This window comes from Paenibacillus cymbidii, assembly GCF_004764705.1.
GTDB lineage: Bacteria > Bacillota > Bacilli > Paenibacillales > NBRC-103111 > Paenibacillus_AN > Paenibacillus_AN cymbidii.
The window spans coordinates 16,781-32,124 of record NZ_SHLX01000045.1 but is presented as its reverse complement, the minus strand read 5'-3'; the positions used below and the strand labels follow the sequence as shown (position 1 = coordinate 32,124).

Genomic DNA, 15,344 nt, shown 5'->3' with positions numbered 1-15,344 from the left:
TACTGAAGCCGACATCAACGACGGAGGGGTTGTATGAACGGCAGGCTGGTGTGGAAACGTTTCGCGGAGAGCAAATATTTGTACGCGATGCTGCTGCTTCCCATGGTGTATTTTGCGCTCTTTCACTACGGGCCGATGTTCGGCGTATTGATCGCTTTCAAGGACTACAACATGTTCGAAGGCGTGTGGGGAAGCGACTGGGTAGGCTTGCGGTATTTCCGGGAGTTTTTGCAGGATCCTTATTTCTGGAGGCTCGTGCGCAACACGGTATTGCTGAATTTGTATCTGCTGTGCTTTTATTTCCCCGCGCCGATCGTCCTTGCCTTGCTGCTGAACGAATTGCGTCGGCCGCGATTCAAGAAGGTGGTGCAGACGATCAGCTATTTGCCCCACTTCTTGTCGACCGTCGTCGTGTGCGGCATGATCGTCAATCTGTTGTCGAGCGAAGGCCTCGTCAACCGGATCGTCGTCAGTCTGGGCGGCGAGTCCGTACCGTTTCTGATGCGGGCGGACTGGTTTCGCACCATTTACGTATCGTCGGAAATTTGGCAGGGGCTCGGCTGGGGATCGATCATTTATTTGGCGGCGTTGACCGCGGTTGACCCGCAGTTGTACGAGTCGGCCAAAATCGATGGCGCCAACCGCTGGAAACAAGCGGTACATATCACCTTGCCGGGCATCGCTCCGGTCGTCACGATCATGTTTCTGCTGACGCTCGGCAATATTATGACCGTCGGTTATGAAAAAATATTGCTGCTCTACACCGGACCGACTTACGAAACGGCGGATGTCATTTCGACCTTCGTGTACCGCAGAGGGCTGCTCGGGAGCGATTTCAGCTTCGCCACGGCGGTTGGCTTGTTCCAATCCGTGATCGCCCTGGCGTTCATCGCGGCGGCCAACCGGCTGGCGCGTTTCGCCGGCTCGACGAGTTTATGGTAAAGGGGGACTGGCCGTGGAACAAAATCGCGGTTGGGGAGCGCGTCTGTTCGATGCGGGGAATGTGCTCGTCATGTGCGGGCTCATGCTTGTGGTGATTTATCCGCTCTATTATATGGCGATTATTTCGCTCAGCGACGGGTTGTACGTGGCGCGGGGCGATGTCAGGTGGCTGCCGATCGGGATCAACTTCGAAACGTATAAAATCATCTTTGCCGATCCGTCGCTGATGCGCGCTTACGGCAATACGTTGTTCTACACGGCGTTCGGCACGCTGGTCAATGTCGCGATGACTGCGCTGTGCGCTTATCCGCTCTCGCGGAGGAGGTTGTACGGGCGTTCGACCTTATCTTTTATCATTCTTTTTACGATGTTTTTCGGCGGAGGCATGATCCCGTCCTACCTGGTCGTCCATTCGCTTGGCATGGTCGATACGTTCTGGGCGATCCTCATTCCGCCGGCGATCAATGTCTGGTACATGATTATCATGCGCACGTTCTTTCAGGGAATTCCCGAGGAAATTCACGAGTCGGCCATGATGGATGGTGCGAACGATATGACCGTGTTCGTCAGGCTGGTGCTGCCGCTGTCGTTGCCGGTGCTGGCGACGATGACGATGTTTTATGCGGTATGGCATTGGAACAGCTTCTTTCCGTCGCTGATTTATTTGAACGAGAAGAGCAAATACCCGGTGCAGCTGCTGATGCGCAACATCGTCATTTCCGGCGAAATGGCCACGCAGGCGGAAGCGATGGGCGGAACGTCGTCGTCCAAAAGCTTTCTGGTCACGGCGTCGAATGTCAAATTCGGCGTCATCATCGCGACGATATTGCCGATAGTCACCGTTTATCCGTTTATTCAAAAATATTTTATCAAAGGTTCGCTGGTAGGTTCGCTGAAAGGGTGAAGCGGCTTTGACGGGCCCGCCAATGATCCGGGGGAGGGAAGCGGCAGACAAGGGCGGGCGTCAGGTCGATCCTATACGTTTCATTCACCAATTCCACAAGTGGAGGTCATGTAGCATGGCAAGAGGAAAGGTATGGGCAACCGGAGCGCTTAGCATGATGATGGCGGTTGCGGCGATTGGCTGCAGCTCCGGTTCGACAACGACAACATCCACCCCGTCGGTTTCGCCGCCGGCATCTTCTTCCGCCGCTTCGGCGGCGCCGGCAGCAAGCCCGGGCGCTTCCGGCAAGCTGGTCGACAAACCGGTGACATTCAGGGTAGTGTTGCCCGAGAACGCATCGCAGCCGCTTATTGTCGATGCGCCGGCGATTCAGGAGATTTTCCGAAAAACGAATATTAAAGTAAATCTCGAGCCGGTCCCCGGCAGTTACGACGAAAAGAAAAAAACGCTGCTCGCCACGAACAATATCCCGGACATTATGTACCTGGGCCGTTCCGATCTCGATCAGTATGCCAGAACGGGCGCGTTTCTGCCGATCAGCGATTATTTGGCCTACATGCCCAATTTCAAAAAACTGATGGACGCCACGCCGGAAATCAAAAAGCTGATGATCGACGGCAAGCTGTACGGTTTCCCGCAAATGCGCAAGTGGGGCCTTCGCAACGGGTACGAGCCGATGATTCGCACGGATATTTTGCAGAAGCTCAATGTGCCGGTGCCGACGACGTACGACGAGCTGTACGAGGTGTTGAAAAAGATGAAGGCCGCCTACCCGAACAGCAGCCCGATCACGTTCCGGCTCGGCGTCACCTATTTCATGAAATACGTGGCCTTCAACTTCGGTTCCGGCAACAAAATTTATTTCGAGCCGGAAGCGGGCAAATATTTGTACGGTCCCGCGCATCCGGAATATAAAGCGCCGCTGGAATATTTGAATAAATTGTACAAGGAGAAGCTGCTGGACCCGGATTATGCGGTCAATACGGCGCAAACGTGGCAGGAGAAGCTAAGCTCGGGCCGCTCGTTCTTCTACCTCGACAACAACCAGTTTGCGGTCAATTTCAATAAGGCGCTGCAAGTGAAAGAGCCGGAAGCGAAGTTCGAGCAAATTCCGCTGCTGAAAAATGCAAAAGGGCAAAAACGCGGCCTGGAGTATGACTTGCATTGGTGGGATATGTACGCGATCAGCTCCAAAGTGAGCGACCCGATCGCCGCCGTCAAGCTGCTCGATTGGATGTACAGCGACGAAGGCGTTTACGCGACGAGTTATGGCGTGCTCGGCGAGCATTACACGATGGAAAACGGCCAGCCGAAGGTGAAGCAAAGCGTCATCGATCAGTTCAAAGACAAGCAGGATCCGCTGCGGGCGATGCAATCGGCGCTCGGAACCGGCGCGCTCGGGTTCGCACTGTATGTCGACGAGCATCCGATGGTGGCGCTGTCGCCTGGCGATCTCGTCACCTGGAGCGATTTGTTCGCCAAGGACGCGGGGCAATTCGTCAATCCGCTGCAGCCGAGCTTTACGAAGGAAGAAACGGATAAATTAAAAGCGCTGCAGTCCAAAGTGGATACGATTGTCGATCAGGAGCTGGACAAATTTATTATGGGCGTCAGACCGCTCGACGACTTTGCGAAGTTTTCGCAGCAGTTGATCGACAATGGCGCGCTCGACATTGAAACGATCTACAATACGGCGTTGGCGCGCGTAGGGAAGTGAGACGATGACCGTCATGGTACCGCCACGTTATGAATTCATCTTCGGCGACGAGCGGCCGTTTGCCAGCTGCCATGCCTCGACCGTGCTCCCGCTCCCGGACGGCAGCGTGCTTGCCGCCTGGTTCGGCGGCACGGAGGAGGGGGCCGGGGATGTGGCGATCTGGTGCGCGATTCGCAAGGACGGCGGTTGGAGTAAGCCGGTCAATGTGACGGGGGAGCAGCATTTGCCGCATTTTAATCCGGTGCTGTTCGGACGTCAGGACGGCGGCATCGTGCTCGTTTACAAAACGGGATGGGACATTCCCGATTGGATCTCGATGGTCGTTGTTTCCGAGGATGGCGGCCATACGTGGTCTGCTGCCCGGCAGCTGGTGGAGGGCGACGATTCCGGCGGCAGAGGGCCGGTGAAAAACAAGCCGATCGTCGGCGCGGACGGCACGCTGCTGGCGCCGGCTTCGATCGAGCGGGGAAATTGGGACGCGTTCGTCGACCGCTCGCGCGATGGCGGCGTCACCTGGGCGAAAAGCGCAAGAGTGCCTTTGCACCGCAAGCAGCTGCAGCGCAGGGGCGTGATCCAGCCGACGTTGTGGGAATCGGCGCCGGGCAACGTGCATATGCTGCTGCGCAGCACGGAAGGGAGCATCTTCCGCAGCGACTCGCACGATGGCGGCCTCACCTGGGGAACCGCTTACGCAACGGCGTTGCCGAACAACAACAGCGGCATCGATCTCGTGCGGCTGGACGACGGCCGGCTGTTGCTCGCCTACAACCCGGTAGCGGCCGACTGGGGGCCGCGCACGCCACTCGTCATTGACGTGTCGCGCGACAACGGCGCCGGTTGGGAGCGGCTGCACGTGCTCGAAGCGGACGAAGCCGGCGAGTTTTCGTACCCGGCGATCGTCGCGAGCGGCAGCGGTGTGCACGTGACCTACACCTGGAACCGGCAGCGCATCGTTTATCGCCGGTTTACTTGTTGAGCTGGCCGAGCTGCCGACACACTGATGTGCAGATCGCCTTCAAGTACGAGCTCGATCTTCGGATCGAGCATCGGCTTGGAGGCGATTTTTTTTCGTGCTCGACAGGCTTGGCGGCAGGCTTGGCGGCAGGCTTAACGGGAAAACCTCCCGTTATTTTTCCGTTTTTTGCAGGAAAATGAGAAATAGCGGGAAAACCTCCCGTTAATTTTCGCCATTTGCCCGAAATCCGGGCAAACGCGGCAAAATAACGGGAGGTTTTCCTTTTATTTTGGCAAATGGACGAATTTGTCGCGAAATAACAGGGGGTTTTCCTGTTATTCGATGTGACTCGACTGAGTAAGCCGCCTGTGAGCCTACTTGCCGCGGCCCATAGTCGCAAACGCGTGTTCCGCCGCGGCGATCGTTGCTTCGATGTCCGCTTCCGTATGCGCCGCGGTCAGGAACCACGCCTCGTATTTCGACGGGGCGAGGCAGATGCCTTGCTCGAGCATAAGCCGGAAGAAGCGGGCGAACGCTTCGCCGTCGGTTCGGCCGGCGTCGTCGTAATTGTGCACCGGATGATCGCAGAAGTGGGTGGAGAAGGCGCCGCCGATGCGGTTCACGACAAGCGGCACGCCGTGCTTGTCCGCCGCTGCGGTTAAACCGCCGGTCAGCCGGGCGGCGAGCGCGTCCATCCGCGCGTAAAGGCCCGGCGCGGCCAGCGCTTGCAGGCAGGCGATGCCGGCCGATATCGAGGCGGGGTTGCCCGCCATCGTACCGGCCTGGTAAGCCGGGCCAAGCGGCGCCACCTGCGCCATGATGTCTTTGCGCCCGCCGTAGGCGCCAATCGGCAAACCGCCGCCGATAATTTTGCCGAGCGCGGTCAGGTCGGGTTCGATCGCGCGGCGTTCTTCCTCGCTGGCGATGAGCCCGGCGTAAGTCTGGGCCGCGCCGTAATGGAAGCGGAACGCGGTGATGACCTCGTCATAAATGACGAGCGCACCGTATTCCCGCGTTATCCGGCACAGCTCGGCCAGATAGCCGGGCGGCGGCATCACCATGCCGAAGTTGCCGACGATCGGCTCGATCATGACCGCTGCCGTTTCCGCGCCCCAGCGGGCCAGCGCCGCGGCGAGGGCGTCGATATCGCCGAACGGCACGGTGATGACTTCGCCGGCGATGCTGGCCGGCACGCCGGCGCTGTCGGGGATGCCGAGCGTCGACGGGCCGGAGCCGGCGGCGACGAGCACCAGGTCGGAATGGCCGTGGTAGCAGCCGGCAAATTTGATGATTTTGCTGCGGCCGGTGTAGGCGCGGGCGACGCGGATCGTCGTCATGACGGCCTCGGTGCCGGAATTGACGAACCGCACCTTGTCCAGCGACGGAATCGCCGTCTTGAGCATGCGCGCGAACGTAATTTCCAGCTCCGTCGGCGTGCCGTACAACGCGCCGTTCTGCGCGGCGCGCACGATCGCTTCGGTTACGTCCGGGTGGGCGTGGCCGAGGATAATCGGTCCGTAAGCGGCGAGGTAGTCGATGTAGCGATTGTCGTCTGCATCCCAGAAATAAGCGCCGGCGCCGCGCTTCATGAACACCGGCGCGCCGCCGCCGACGCTCTTGAACGAGCGCGACGGGCTGTTGACGCCGCCGACGATATGGCGTTGCGCTTCATCGTACAATCTTTCGGATCGCATGCGTGGTTTCAATGGGGAACCTCTTTTCTTCGTGATGGCTGCCATAACTATAGCAAACTTATCGAAAATCGGGCAACCAAAAAAACCGTCCCCCGCAACGGGGGAACGGTTTCGCAAACCGGCCGGCTACTGCAGCGCCGGCGCCGTTTGGCCGCCGGGCAAGCCCATGGCGCCCAGCCGGTAAGTCGACTCCGTCGGCGACTTCGGCGTCTGCAGCGGCTTCGGCGTGGGCTTCTTCGTCGCAACCGGCGCCTTGGTCGCCGAAGGTTTCGTCGTCGGCCGCGGCGTTGGCGTCGGCGTATAGCTGGCGCCCGGCGAACCGTAGCCGGAGGTGCCGTACGGGCCATACGTGCCGGTCGTGTTGTTGGTTCCGGCGCCGTTATCGGCCGTCGAGGCATCGCTGCTGTCGTCGGACGTGCCTGCGAACAGGTCGGCAACGTATTGCTTCAGATCGTCGGGATCGGCTCCGAGCACCGATGCGCCGCCGACGTTCATTTCCTTCAGCATATTGGTCGGCGGAATTTGCGCGCTGGCCATGCCGCTCGTTTTGGCGTCCATCGCCAGCGAGCCGAGCTTGAGCATATCCATCACGGACAAGTTCGTTTCGACGTACGGGTCGATGCTTTGCAGGATTTTCGGCAGCTTGAGCAGGGACGTCGTCGATTGCAGCTTGTCGGCGACCGCGGCGAGAAACTTGCGCTGCCGCTCCGTGCGCGTGAAGTCGCTTGTGGCGTCGTGTCGGAAACGCACGTATTGCAGCGCGGTGTTGCCGTTCAAGTGCTGCAGCCCTTTTTTCAGATCGATGTCGTAAATATGGTCGTCTTCGCTGTCGCTGTACTTCATGTCCTTCTCCACGTCGATATCGATGCCGCCAACGGCGTCAACGAGCGCGATGAACCCTTTGAAATCGGTGTACACGTAATACTGGATCGGGATGCCGAGCAAGTTGCTGACGGTTCGCATCGCCAGATCGGGCCCGCCCATCGTAATCGCGGCGTTGATTCGGTCTTCGCCGTGGCCGGGAATTTTCACATACGTATCGCGCAAAATCGACATCAAGGTCGCTTTTTTTGTCGACGGATCGATCGAAGCGACCATCAGCGTATCCGAGCGCGGCACTTCGTTTTTGGCCAGGCCGCGCGAGTCGCCGCCCATCAGCAGCACGTTGACGCGCTCCTTGCCTTCCCATTTGGGCGGAGGAGCGGGCGTTTCCGTCGAGGACATGCCGGTCAATTGCGGCGTAAAGGACGGGAAGAGCGATTCGCCCGGTTTTTTCTGAAAATGGCTGATCGAATTGTAAATGGAATAGGCATAATAACCGCCGAATCCAAAAACCGCTAAGAGGACAGATAACGAAATCCACATGATTTTTTTGCGCACGAGCCTTGCTCCTTCCCTGGATCAGTCCAATCGTGTTCGTGTTTGACTGTGCTAGCCGCACCGATATTTCCCGGGAAACTTTCGCCGTCAGAAAAGGAATGCAGCCGCTTGTTGCCTGCGTTTCGACAAGGCGACTCAGGAGTAGTTAACCTGAACCGCAGCCGCTGAATCAGCGGCGGTGTCCGCTTTACCACAATAGAATTTATAAGGTTCCGGATGAATCGGAAATGGCAAATTCTATTTGGCGATAAAACCTACCTCTGAACGCGGTCGCTCATCTTCGAAAGGCCTCGATGTAGGTTTTTTCATTTTGCGGACGGATGAGCATGAGGTATTATAGATGTTGGCCGCAAAATTGGACAATAATCGAGTCCGCTAGACAATTAGACGAAACGTATGCAGCAAAAGTTTCGTATGCCGCTTGACTTAAGCAGAGAGAGTTTAGCAAGCTAAACTCCATATATGGGGAGGGAAAGCGCCCGTGCTTGCCATCGATGTAGAAAATTTGCGCAAGGAATACGCCGTACAAGTGAACCGTACCGGGCTTTCCGGAGCGTTGCGCGATTTATTCAAACGGCAGTACCGCACCGTCACCGCGGTAAACGACATCAGCTTCCAAATCCCAACAGGTGAAATTTGCGGGTACATCGGCGAGAACGGCGCCGGCAAATCGACCACGATCAAAATGCTGACCGGCATTCTTGTCCCGACTTCGGGCAAAGTGGTTGTCGGCGGCTATGTACCTTATAAGGAACGCGAAGCGTTCGTGCGCGGCATCGGTGTCGTTTTCGGTCAGCGCAGCCAGCTGTGGTGGGACATCGGCGTCATCGAATCGTTCCAGCTGCTGCGCAAAGTATACCGCGTGCCGGAAGCCGAATTCCGCGCCCGTCTGGACGAATTGACCGAACGGCTGCAGCTGGCGGAGCTGCTCAACCGGCCGGTGCGCAAGCTGAGCCTCGGCCAGCGCATGCGCTGCGAGCTTGCCGCGTCGCTGCTGCACAACCCGGCGATTCTGTTCCTCGACGAACCGACGATCGGGCTCGATATTGTGGTCAAGACGGAAATTCGTTCGTTTCTGAAGACGCTGAACAAGCAGTACGGAACGACCATTCTGCTGACGACACACGATTTGCAGGATATCGAAGCGCTTTGTTCGAGAGTTATTATGCTCGATGACGGCCAAATTATATATGACGGCGGTCTCGACGAGCTGAAAGCGCGCTGGGGCAAAGGAAAAGAAATCGTTTTTCACTTCACGTCGCCGGTGGAAGCGCCGCGGCTGGCCGAGCTTACGGCCGGTCTGACGGTCGAGTGGCGCCGCGAGAACGACGTGACGGCCAGCGTGTGGGTTCCCGCAGAGGAAACGAGCATTTCCGAAGTGCTGAGCCGCGTCACCGCTTCGCTGCCGATTGCGGATATCCGCATCGTGGAGACGAACACCGACGACATCGTGCGCGAAATTTACAAGTCCGGCTCGGCCGCCGGCCAGCGGGAGGGTGTGCCCGTATGATCGGCGCTTACCTGGAATTTATCCGGCTGCGCTTTCTGACGATGCTGGCGTACCGGGTCAATTACTACAGCGGCATCGCGATTTATTTGATCAACATCGGTGCGCAGTATTTCATGTGGAAGGCGATTTACGCCGGCAACGACGCGATCGTCGGCATGAGCATGACGCAGATGACGACTTACGTCGCCGTCTCCTACATGGCGCGGGCGTTCTATTTCAACAACCTCGACCGCGAAATCGCAAACGACATCCGCGACGGCAGCGTGGCGATCCAGTTCATCCGGCCGTATCAATATTTGCTGGTCAAAATGATGCAGGGAGCCGGCGAAGGTTTGTTCCGCCTGCTGCTGTTTTCGACGCCGGGCATGGTGCTGGTATGGCTGCTGTTTCCGGTCCGGCTGCCGAGCGGCGTCGGCGTCTGGCTGCTGTTCCTGCTCATGCTCGTATTCAGCTTTCTGATTAATTCGCAAATCAACATTTTGACCGGGCTGTGTGCCTTTTTTCTCGAAAATAACGAAGGTTTGATGCGCATGAAACGCGTCGCCGTCGATTTGTTCTCCGGCTTGATCGTGCCGATCGCCTTTTTCCCCGCGTGGGCAAAAGATGTGCTGGAGCTGCTGCCGTTCCAGGCGATTACCTACTTGCCGGGGGCCGTGTTCAGCGGCTACGTCAGCGGCGTGTCGATGGGCAATGTGCTGGCGGTGCAGGCGTTCTGGTGCGCGCTGCTGACCGCGCCGATTGTGCTGATGTGGCGGACGGCGCGCACGCGGCTGTTCGTGCAGGGAGGGTGAGCGGCATGCGGTTCTATTTATCTTTATTCGTCGACTACTTCAAAAATTATATGAAGACGCGGCTGACATACCGCTCCGATTTCTGGGTGGAAATCTTGTCGGACTTGCTGTTTCAGGGAGTCAACCTGTTCTTCATCCTCGTCGTTTTCCAGCATACGAACCTGCTTGGCGGCTGGACGGGGGCGGAGGTGCTGTTTATTTTCGGCTTCTTCATGGTGCCGTACGGCATCTTCGGCTGCTTCTTCAACCTGTGGGGCTTCAGCGAACGGTATATCGTCAAAGGCGAGATGGACCGCATCCTGACGCGGCCGGCCTACAACCTGCTGCAGCTGGTGCTGGAAAATATGGACCCGGCTTCGCTTGCCGGTTCGCTCGTCGGCCTGATCGTCATGGGCGCCGCCTGGCCGCAAACGGACATTGCGCTTGCGTGGTACGACCCGTTCGTGTTCGCGCTGCTGGTGCTGGGGGCGGTGCTGATCTATGCCGGCGTGTATGTGGCGCTGATTGCGGTGTCGTTTTTTATCGATGCGCCGACGGGCATATTGCCGCTGGTCTGGAATTTGCAAAACTACGGCCGCAACCCGATCAACGTGTACAACAAGCTGATCAAGCTGCTGCTTACCTGGATCCTGCCGTTTGCTTTCGTCGGCTTCTATCCGGCCGCGTATTTCCTCGATCCGGCGGGCTGGACCGGCATGGCCCTGCTGACGCCGGTCGTCGGCGTTGTGTTTTTCGCGATCGGCATGACGGTGTGGCGGCATGGCGTGCTGCGGTATCGCGGGGCGGGATCGTGAACGAATAAGAAAACCCGCCAACGGGAGTTGGCGGGTTTGTTCTAAGCATGTGCGGTTCGTTTATCGATCTTTTTCATCATTTGCTCAAGGGAGTTGGAAGCTTCTTCATAAGCGATATCCTTTTGTTTGCTGTAATCTATTGGCGACTTTTCAATGGGAGCAAAAATCAAGGCGTTTTTCGGGTAATGTTTGCCTTTCACGACCTCGGTAATGTCTCCATTGATCGAAACGAACACTTTTTTTGCCACTTAGATCACCCCTTCCAAAATCGAAACGACAGTATTGAAAAACACGCCATTTTTAAGCATTATACCACTTTCTACGTGGCTACGATAGTCCAAATACATTTCGGAATTCCACTCTTCTCCGCATGGGAAGTGGAACGTCACAACAAAATCGTTTCCTTTGAGGCAAACATAAAGGCTGTTGTTGTCTTCTCGGAAGGAGATATTGTCATTTCCCGATTTCTGAGTAAGAACGACAAAAGAGGTATCGTCATCCATGTTGTAGCTTTTTGCCGTAACCTCACCCGAAGCCGCGATAAACATCATTTTGTTTTGCTCCTGTTTATAGAGGGTCACCGCGGAACAGTCGCCAATGACGCCGATTTTCCGCTGCACATAGCCAAAATCGTTGACGATCGTATTCCCCAGGGCGGAGTTTTTAAACGCTGCCAGCAAATGGGGGAGATCCGACTCAGACCCTACCCGCAGGAAAGGAATAATATGCGACATGCTTTTTTTGTAATGTTGAAGCTCTTTCGTTTGCACTAGTGTTCTTACGATATCCTTTTTGTTTCTTAGCATCTCCACCCCGTCTCGCAGCATGTCGCTGAGCAAGGTTTCCCAGTCGATTTGAACGCCGGGCAACAGATTTTCGACAAAGATTTTTTCTTCCGCCATTATTTCATGGAGAAAATACCAGACGTAATCGTCTACGTGTTGTTGCGAGGGGCTTATCCTCGGTTTATTGGTTGCGATAAAACGCACGATTTCATTGGAAGCCGGTTTTCCCGATCCACCCGATCTGCTCGTTGCTATATAGTCGTCAATGACGTATTTCATATTGCCAAGGTATTCGGCTTTTATATCCGGCTCCACAAAAACCAGAACGGGTTTTCCTTCGGCCAACGCTTGTTCAAACTCAAGGTGGGTGACGGATCGCCCGTATGACGTGATTGAACCCGCTCTTTCTCCGATGAACAAAATAAAAATATCGCATTCGGAAACCATCCGAATACACCGGGATATGGAATCTTCCCCATTATGCCATGCCCCAAAATTGCGCTCAAACATCAACGGATCGTGACCGAGCAACCGCAGTTTCTCGAAACTGGTATTTCTCGTATGAGAAAAGGACGGTTGCGATGCCGAGCTTAAAAAGATTTTGGTCTTGGGCAAAATAGACACCTCTTCCTTGATACCCTCTCACCCAATTATACTAAGGATATTCCAAAAATCTACTAAAAATGTGGGCGCCTCAATGAGCACATCGCCCAGTAGGCGCATATACTGCATCGATCAGGCTTGATTTCGATGTGGAGGCGTTTAGGATGATTACTTATGCATTCGCGGCAAACGATACGTTCGAAACGCTCGCGGTTCGGTTCGGTACGACGGTTGACGCGATTCTGCAAGCAAACGGGCTGCGCGGCGGCGAGCCGATCTTCGTCGGCCGGCAGCTGTTCATTCCGGCTGCCGGGGAGTTCCGGCAGGACAGCGGCGCGGCATTATGGCAGGCGGAGCGTCCTGTAGGGCACGGGCCGGGCGGAACCGGCGGACCGGGACACGGGCCCGGTGGGATCGGCGGGCCGGGACACGGGCCCGGTGGGATTGGCGGGCCGGGACACGGACCGTTCGATCACGGGCACTTCGATCACGGGCACTTTATCCCTTTCCCGGTCCCGATCAACGTGTACCCGTATTATCCGTACCAGCAGTACCCGTACTATCCATACCCGTATCCGTACCCCAATTATCCGTATGACAACTATCCGTACCAACCGCAATCCTACGTGTAGGGAAGCATCAAGCGGCGTTTCGATCCATTGCATGGCGATGGAACGGGACGCCGTTTTTTCTGATTTACATACATATAGGCACAACGCTCCGAAAATGGGCCGCTGCGACAGAAGCGCCGCTGCCCGTCATCCCACGCAACTCCCGCTCAGGCGGGGACATTTGGAAATAGGCCATATTTTATGGCCTATTCGATCAATAATGGCCGGCCGCGGCAAAATAGCCAGTGAAATCGCTGGTTATTTCGCTGGAAAGGGCAATTTTACGGCGGTTGGGCGGGAATAGCCAGTGTTTTCACTGGCTATTTCGGGTGGAACCGGTGAAATGGAGCGAATAAACCATTTTTCATTGGCTATTTTTGCGTCACGGAGGTGCATTAAGGGGCCGTTGACGCTGTTGCCCACAATTGAACAACCACAGTCAAATCCGTCGCCAAATTAACGTTTGTCGATCAAGTGCCGCCCCTGCCGGCCATGGTACAATAAAGCGGAGATCAACGGGCGATTCCCTTGCAAAATCGGGAGGTTATGGAGATGGCAACGGTCAGGATCGGCATTGTGGGACTTGGCAACATGGGTGCCGAACATGCGAAGTATTTGATTGCAGGCCAAGTCCCGGGGGCGGAGTTGGCGGCCGTTTCCGATTTCAGCCGGGACCGGCTCGAGTGGGCGCGTATCGCAGCAGGCGGCAGCGTGCAAACGTTTGAGCGGTTCGAGGACATGATCGGCTCCGGCGGCATCGATGCGGCGATGATTTGCACGCCGCACTTTCTGCACCCGGAGCAGGCGACGGCGGCGTTTCAAGCCGGCCTGCACGTGCTGCTGGAGAAGCCTGCCGGCGTGCATACGAAACACGTGCGGGAGATGAACGAGGCGGCCGCCGCCAGCGGGCTCGTGTTCGGCATCATGTACAACCAGCGCACCAATCCGGTGTACGTCAAGCTGCGCGAATTGATCGCTTCCGGCGAGCTCGGCGAAGTGCGGCGAATGAACTGGATCATTACGAACTGGTACCGGCCGCAAAGCTACTACGATTCCGGCGGCTGGCGAGCGACTTGGGCGGGAGAAGGCGGAGGCGTGCTGATTAACCAGGCGCCGCACCAGCTCGACTTGTGGCAATGGACGACCGGCATGATGCCTGCGCGGCTGCGCGCTTTTTGCGCGTTCGGCAAACACCGCCGCATCGAGGTGGAGAACGAAGTGACGGCTTATGCCGAGTACGCCAACGGCGCCACTGGATTGTTCGTTACCTCCACGTGCGAAGCGCCGGGAACGAACCGGTTCGAAGTGACCGGCGACCGCGGCAAAATCGTCATCGAAGACGGCAAGCTGTCGTTCTGGCGGCTGACCGTTTCCGAAACGGAATTCAACCGGACGTATCGCGGCGGCTTCGGCAGCCCGGAATGCTGGCGCTGCGAAGTGCCGACCGGCGGCAGCGGGGCCGGTTCCCATGCCGCGATTACGCGCAACTGGGTGAGCGCGATTCGCGGCGAACAAGAGCTCGTCGCTCGCGGGGAAGAGGGGATCCGCGGGTTGACCTTGTCCAATGCGATGCTGCTGTCCGCATGGACGGACGATTGGGTCGACCTGCCGCTTGACGAGGAGAAGTTCCTCGACCATCTGCAGCAGCGCATCGAACAATCGGCCAAACCGGCTGCGGGCTTGTGAACCGACAAAATCGAACGCCAATAAGGAGACTTGACCATGACGATAAAGCTTTCCGTATTTACCGTAGCCACTCCCGAGCTTGCGCCCGAGCAGCTCGCGGCGACAGCCAAAGCAGCCGGTCTGCACGGCATCGAATGGCGGTATACCGAACTTCCGGCAGATGCCGCATCGCAGGAGCCGTCCTTCTGGGGCAACAACCGCTGCACGATCGCACCTTCCGCCGGCATGGCCGAAGTCGACCGGTTCAAGGCGGCGGCGGAAGCGAACGGGCTGGCGAACGTCAGCGTTACGCCGTATTTGCGCGCCGGCGATCTGGAGGCGACCGAGCAGGTGCTGCAAGCGGCCGCCCGGATGAACGCGCGGTTCATCCGGCTTGGCGTGCCGCGTTATGACCGCAGCACGACGTTCGGCGAGTTGTTCGAACTGGGACGCCGATACTTGCGCGAAGCGAGCGCATTGTGCGGGCAATACGGCATCAAAGGGCTGATCGAAACGCATCATGTCACGATTTCGGCCAGCGCTTCGGCAGCGTACCGGCTCTGCGAAGGTTTCGATCCGGATCACATCGGCGTGCTCTACGATCCGGGCAACATGGTGCACGAAGGCTTCGAAAACTACCGGATGGGCATGGAGCTGCTCGGCCCGTATTTGGCCCATGTGCACGTCAAAAACGCCGGCTGGCGGACAGACGGCGCCGAGGCGGACGGCAGTGTCGTATGGAAGGGCGAGTGGTCGGGCGTGAACCGCGGCATGGTGCCGTGGCGGCAAGTGATGGAAGATTTGCTGGCCGTCGGTTATGACGGATACCTGGGAGTGGAAGACTTCAGCAAGGAGCACGCCGATTCGCCGGCGATGCTGCAAAGCTTCGCTGCTTATTTCCGGGAATGGACGGCGTAACCGTCCGTCAAGAAGGGCTGACTCGGGCATGAGGCCGGGCAGCCCTTCTTGCACGATTGCCGTGAAACGGGCGGC

14 protein-coding genes are annotated in these 15,344 nt (G+C 57.4%); 10 read left to right on the top strand and 4 right to left on the bottom strand.

What is annotated here, in order from left to right; all coding sequences use genetic code 11:
* The first annotated feature begins 33 nt into the window (after positions 1 to 33).
* The 4 genes from EXY20_RS35600 to EXY20_RS35585 all read left to right on the top strand — a co-directional run bounded on the left by EXY20_RS35600 (position 34) and on the right by EXY20_RS35585 (position 4,539).
* Positions 34 to 942 (top strand): ABC transporter permease, encoded by a 909-nt coding sequence (locus tag EXY20_RS35600; protein ID WP_135557187.1) that lies wholly within the window; start codon positions 34 to 36, stop codon positions 940 to 942.
* Positions 943 to 955: 13 nt separating this feature from the next.
* Positions 956 to 1,846: a carbohydrate ABC transporter permease gene (locus EXY20_RS35595; protein WP_235886357.1), complete on the top strand. Its 891-nt coding sequence runs from the start codon at positions 956 to 958 to the stop codon at positions 1,844 to 1,846.
* Between the two features lie 115 nt (positions 1,847 to 1,961).
* Positions 1,962 to 3,563 carry an extracellular solute-binding protein gene (locus tag EXY20_RS35590; RefSeq protein ID WP_167859754.1) on the top strand — a complete coding sequence of 534 codons (1,602 nt, stop codon included), beginning with the start codon at positions 1,962 to 1,964 and terminating at the stop codon, positions 3,561 to 3,563.
* A gap of 4 nt (positions 3,564 to 3,567) precedes the next feature.
* Positions 3,568 to 4,539: a sialidase family protein gene (locus tag EXY20_RS35585; protein WP_135557185.1), complete on the top strand. Its 972-nt coding sequence runs from the start codon at positions 3,568 to 3,570 to the stop codon at positions 4,537 to 4,539.
* 353 nt (positions 4,540 to 4,892) lie between these two features.
* On the opposite strand, the gene EXY20_RS35580 is transcribed toward EXY20_RS35585, so the two are convergent.
* Positions 4,893 to 6,257, bottom strand: coding sequence for a glutamate-1-semialdehyde 2,1-aminomutase (locus EXY20_RS35580; protein ID WP_407944954.1), 1,365 nt, complete (start codon positions 6,255 to 6,257; stop codon positions 4,893 to 4,895).
* 81 nt (positions 6,258 to 6,338) lie between these two features.
* A complete protein-coding gene (locus EXY20_RS35575; RefSeq protein WP_135557206.1) occupies positions 6,339 to 7,577 on the bottom strand; it encodes an LCP family protein in 1,239 nt (412 codons plus the stop codon).
* A gap of 496 nt (positions 7,578 to 8,073) precedes the next feature.
* Here EXY20_RS35575 and EXY20_RS35570 point away from each other — a divergent pair, with 496 nt between their 5' ends.
* The 3 genes from EXY20_RS35570 to EXY20_RS35560 are packed head-to-tail and all read left to right on the top strand — an operon-like array spanning position 8,074 to position 10,687.
* A complete protein-coding gene (locus EXY20_RS35570) occupies positions 8,074 to 9,102 on the top strand; it encodes an ABC transporter ATP-binding protein (protein ID WP_135557184.1) in 1,029 nt (342 codons plus the stop codon).
* Positions 9,099 to 9,893 carry an ABC transporter permease gene (locus EXY20_RS35565; protein ID WP_135557183.1) on the top strand — a complete coding sequence of 265 codons (795 nt, stop codon included), beginning with the start codon at positions 9,099 to 9,101 and terminating at the stop codon, positions 9,891 to 9,893. The genes EXY20_RS35570 and EXY20_RS35565 overlap by 4 nt, the downstream gene beginning before the upstream one ends.
* A 5-nt stretch (positions 9,894 to 9,898) precedes the next feature.
* Complete coding sequence (locus tag EXY20_RS35560) at positions 9,899 to 10,687, top strand: ABC transporter permease (protein ID WP_135557182.1); 789 nt, start codon at positions 9,899 to 9,901, stop codon at positions 10,685 to 10,687.
* 41 nt (positions 10,688 to 10,728) lie between these two features.
* Here the strand turns inward: EXY20_RS35560 and EXY20_RS35555 are convergent, their stop codons facing one another.
* Together EXY20_RS35555 and EXY20_RS35550 are read right to left on the bottom strand one after the other, a co-directional pair.
* Positions 10,729 to 10,935, bottom strand: a complete 207-nt coding sequence (locus EXY20_RS35555; protein WP_135557181.1) for a hypothetical protein — start codon at positions 10,933 to 10,935, stop codon at positions 10,729 to 10,731.
* Positions 10,936 to 12,087 carry a DUF4062 domain-containing protein gene (locus tag EXY20_RS35550; protein ID WP_167859753.1) on the bottom strand — a complete coding sequence of 384 codons (1,152 nt, stop codon included), beginning with the start codon at positions 12,085 to 12,087 and terminating at the stop codon, positions 10,936 to 10,938.
* Between the two features lie 152 nt (positions 12,088 to 12,239).
* Between EXY20_RS35550 and EXY20_RS35545 the strand changes: the two genes are divergently transcribed.
* The 3 genes from EXY20_RS35545 (at position 12,240) to EXY20_RS35535 (ending at position 15,269) form a co-directional block, all read left to right on the top strand.
* Positions 12,240 to 12,707 (top strand): LysM peptidoglycan-binding domain-containing protein, encoded by a 468-nt coding sequence (locus EXY20_RS35545; protein WP_135557179.1) that lies wholly within the window; start codon positions 12,240 to 12,242, stop codon positions 12,705 to 12,707.
* A 531-nt stretch (positions 12,708 to 13,238) separates the two neighbouring features.
* A complete protein-coding gene (locus tag EXY20_RS35540) occupies positions 13,239 to 14,372 on the top strand; it encodes a Gfo/Idh/MocA family protein (RefSeq protein ID WP_135557178.1) in 1,134 nt (377 codons plus the stop codon).
* 42 nt (positions 14,373 to 14,414) lie between these two features.
* On the top strand, positions 14,415 to 15,269 hold the full coding sequence (locus tag EXY20_RS35535; RefSeq protein WP_135557205.1) for a sugar phosphate isomerase/epimerase family protein: 855 nt from the start codon (positions 14,415 to 14,417) through the stop codon (positions 15,267 to 15,269).
* The last annotated feature ends 75 nt before the right edge of the window (positions 15,270 to 15,344 follow it).